The sequence below is a fragment of the Bacillus sp. FG16 genome (assembly GCF_057809515.1).
Map to the genome: position 1 here is coordinate 1 of NZ_JBMDKC010000199.1, position 3,262 is coordinate 3,262.

Below are 3,262 nucleotides of genomic sequence, written 5' to 3' on the forward strand. Positions count from 1 at the left end.
ACAACCATTTCATCTGGGCAAGTAAATGAAGAATTTACGAATTTAATTAATGCTCATAATGACAATGATGGGATTTTACAAAATTTAAATGAGTATGGGTTCTATAAAAATAACATACGAGTGGGAAAGACAGAGTTTATTCAGATAAGTCGTGGGCAAACGTTGCAGAAACAAATCTTATTTACTCCTGCCTTTTCCCAAATTCCGTTTGTTACAGTGACAGCGGCGAATGGAGATATGGGAACAGGAGACATCGTGGTATATCTTTCACAAGTTACGGTAACTTCTTTTACACTTACTTTGCACAATAAGAATACAACAAGAGATACTTCACTGGCTTTTCATTATATGGCTATTTCAATGGGATGAGGTGAGTTTGTATGACGAATTATCCAGTGTTTACAACGCCAGAACGGCGTAATGTAAGTATGCAAGATGCACGCTTACAAGCGAATGATGAGCTGGGTTCTTTATATGAAAGAGCATTGCAAAACATGCAAACGAGTGTAGCGGATAGTCAAACGCAAGCAGCAGAACAAGCAGCTGCAAGAGGGATGGGAAGCTCGGGTTTATCACAAGATGCGATGAATAAAATCGCGATTGCAGGTGTATCACAAAGAGGAAATTTAGAAGCAGAGCGTACACAAAAAGTTGCTTCTTTAGCTCGCCAACTGATGGAACGTGACCAAGACCTTGGTTTCCGTGAACGCCAACAGGCGTTTCAGGAATGGAGCGGGGAACAAGGCATGAAGATGGATCAAGACCGTTTTGCCTATCAACAGAAAAATGATTTGCGAAACCATAATTTTGATAAAGAGCGCTTCGATTATCAACAGAAAAATGACACATTAAATCGTGATTTAGAGCGTGATAAGTTTGATTATACGAAAGACAAAGATTGGAGAGATTATCAATTTGATACCAAACGATTTGACCATCAAGTGAAAAATGATAATCGAAACTATGGGTTAGAACGAGACCGGTTTGATCATACGGTTCGAAATGATGATAGAAACTATGATCTGGATATCAATCGTTTCAACCACACCGTGAAAAATGATGATCGAAATTATGATTTAGACCAACAGCGTTTTAATTATACGATTTTTAATGATGGTAGAAACTATAGTCTTGATAAAAATAGATTTAACTATCAAATGAAACATGATGATCGAAATTATAATTTAGACCTGAGTCGCTTTAATTATGGAAAGGAAAAAGACTTACGTGATTATAATCTTGATGTGAGCCGATTTAATCACTCCGTAAATAATGATAATCGGAATTACAATCTTGATTTGAGTCGTTTTCATTATGGGAAACAAAAAGATACACGTGATTATAACTATCAAATAAGTCGGGACAGTGTATCGGATAACCATTGGCAGCAAGATTATAATTACCGGGCCGGTCGCGACAGTGTATCGGACAATCGCTGGCAACAAGAATTCAATTATCGTTCCGGAAGGGACGGAGTATCAGATAGCCATTGGCAACAGGAGTATAACTTAAAAAAGCAAGCAGCCGCCTCTAGAAATAGTGGTGGAGGTGGCGGCTCGCGAGGAACGTCAAGTAGTGGTAGTTCTTCTAACAGTTCACCAAGCTTAAGTTCAAAATCTTCATTGAACGGTTATACACGTGATCAAATCAATTGGTACAGTAATCCAAATAATGCCCCGTATGCCTATGGACAGAAGAAGGAAGAAGAAAAGAAAGCACCATCGTATTCAGAGTCGCTGTTACTGAGGAAGCCATGGGAGTCTTCTCCGTTGTTGAAACAGTTTGGACCGAAAGGATTTTGGTAGGGAGTGTGAAGGATGCCTCGTAAAAAGAAAAGCGATATAGAAAGAGAACAAGCTTCTTCTATGGTGAAGGATTGGGAAAAAGACAATGGTGGGCTAGATGATAATCAGCGTGCTGCGCTCCAAAGGATGATTGAATTAAATTCAAATACAGCCCAACAAGATGTGCGTCGTGTGGATTATTATAGTGGGAATCAAGATAAATATGAAAAAAATACGCAATCCATACAAGTTCGGAATGAAAATACAGGTAATCTTGTAAAAAAGAAAAAAGAGATTTTTGCTTTGAAAGAAGGACAAGAGGAAGAACCTTTAGAGAATATCTATCAAAACCTTGAATTTGATAAAAATAACGAGGACCATAGAAAGCCACGAGAGAGAAATCCGTTTTTAGATCAAATAAAAGCAGCGAACAGTATTTCACAATCCACATCCACAGACTGGATGAAACAACAGGAAGAAGCTAGTCGTACCAATCGTATGATGAACACATTAGGCCTTCTATCTAAACAAAATACGAGTGGCTCAGCTCCCAAACAAGCAGGGGGCTTTTTTGATGACCTAAAATTTACCGTTGGAAAACTGGGTGAAATGATAAAGCCACCAGAGGGGGAAACTCGTCAGCAGGTTTGGGATGAATATATGAAAGATGGCGGGAAAAGTGAAGCGGCAAAAGAAGTCAATCGCTTTGCAAATCGTACCATGGATTCCACGTTACTCCATGCGCCAAGTGCAGCCATGAAAAAAGTAAGAGGACAAGATGCAGTAGATTGGCAAGATCATCGTGAAGGTGTGGGAGAAAATGTCGCTGACTTTGTATCAACGGGGCTTGGCTATGTAATCCCAGGTGCAGGTGCTGCGCAAGTAGCGGGGAAACTGGGAATGGGAGCGAAGATTGGCGAGGACATGTCGAAACTCGGCAAAATAGGGCAATATGCCAAAGAGGGCGCGGCAACAGGCGCCCTTCTTGCAGGGGCAGAAACACCAGCCAAAGCATATGTGAATCCGGAACAGACGGTAGGAGACCATTTAAAACGGATTGGCGTAGAAACGGCAGCCGGGGCGGCCATTAACCCACTTGCTCACGGTTTGATGAATGCGGTGCAAAATTTGCGTAAGACGAAGGGGACTACTTCTACTTCTAACGTATCGGATGATGTCATGCAGCAGGAAAGACATCAAAGGGAGTTAACGAATCAAGTTGCGGAAGAACAAGCATGGCAAGATACACGTATTAGAAATGAACCGGAATCTTTACCGATTCAAGCTGCATCAGAATCCGTACCATCGTTAGAACAAGCACTAGAAAGTGTGGCGAAACAGAAAAAGAAAGCTTCTTCAAATGGGGAACTTCCTGATGACGTACAAGCCATGCGCCATGCACCTCCGGTTATCCAATCCGCTATGGCGCCAGATGGGCGTACGATTACGCATAAAAAGTTGCTAGATAGTTTCCGTGA

Annotated in this window: 2 protein-coding genes and 1 pseudogene; all 3 read left to right on the plus strand. The window is 41.1% G+C overall.

All coding sequences use genetic code 11. The annotated features are described in order from the left end of the window. The coding region (locus ACODS7_RS31405; protein ID WP_488828482.1) for an H-type lectin domain-containing protein at positions 1-369 on the plus strand (369 nt) is incomplete at its 5' end. Between the two features lie 11 nt (positions 370-380). Continuing rightward, on the plus strand, positions 381-1,805 hold the full coding sequence (locus ACODS7_RS31410) for a hypothetical protein (protein ID WP_289668964.1): 1,425 nt from the start codon (positions 381-383) through the stop codon (positions 1,803-1,805). A 12-nt stretch (positions 1,806-1,817) separates the two neighbouring features. Further along, positions 1,818-3,262 (plus strand): annotated as a pseudogene (locus tag ACODS7_RS31415) (LPD38 domain-containing protein); the annotation flags it as partial.